The 803-nt window shown below is 58.2% G+C and carries 1 pseudogene (cut by both window edges); it reads right to left on the bottom strand.

Annotated features, from left to right (window positions below):
- Positions 1 to 803: pseudogene (glgB, locus tag GTN70_09530) on the bottom strand (1,4-alpha-glucan branching protein GlgB) (it extends past both window edges: 484 nt to the left, 353 nt to the right).

Below are 803 nucleotides of genomic sequence, written 5' to 3'. Positions count from 1 at the left end.
AGGACATCGTGCATCCAGCCCATGTTCCATTTTATCCCGAAGCCGAGCCCTCCCGTATAGGTCGGCCGGGTGACCATCGGCCATGCCGTGGACTCCTCGGCGAAGGTCTGCACATCGGGGTACCGTTCGTAGATCACCCTGTTGAACTGCTTTAAAAAATCGATCGCCTCGAGGTTCTCCCTCCCCCCGTAGCGGTTCGGGACCCACTCGCCCTCATTCCGGGAATAGTCGAGGTAGAGCATCGAGGCCACGGCATCGACCCTCAGACCGTCTGCGTGGTACTTATCCAGCCAGAAGAGGGCGCTGCTGATCAAAAAGGCGCGCACCTCGTTGCGGCCGTAATTGAAGATGTAGCTCCTCCAGTCGGGATGAAAACCCTGCTGCGGGTCGGCATGTTCGAAGAGATGCGTGCCGTCGAAGTATATGAGCCCGTGCTCGTCATCGGGAAAGTGCGAGGGGACCCAGTCCAGGATCACGGCGATACCGTTCTGGTGCAGCTGGTCGATGAGGTACATGAAATCCTGCGGCGTTCCGTGCCTGCTCGTGGGGGCAAAGTAACCGGTCACCTGATAGCCCCAGGAACCGTAAAAAGGATGCTCCATGACGGGGAGAAATTCGACGTGGGTAAACCCCATTTTTTTGACGTAATCCACGAGGGGAGCGGCGATTTCCCGGTAGGAGAAGTGCCTCCCTCCCTCTTCCGTCATCTTCCGCCAGGATCCAAGGTGCACCTCGTACACCGAAATGGGTGAGGCCAGGGAATTTACCCCCGAGCGGTTTTTCATCCATGCGTCGTCTCCCCA

It is taken from the genome of Deltaproteobacteria bacterium, assembly GCA_011773515.1.
Classification (GTDB): Bacteria; Desulfobacterota; Deferrimicrobia; order J040; family J040; genus WVXK01.
This window is presented reverse-complemented; position numbering and strand designations above follow the sequence as displayed.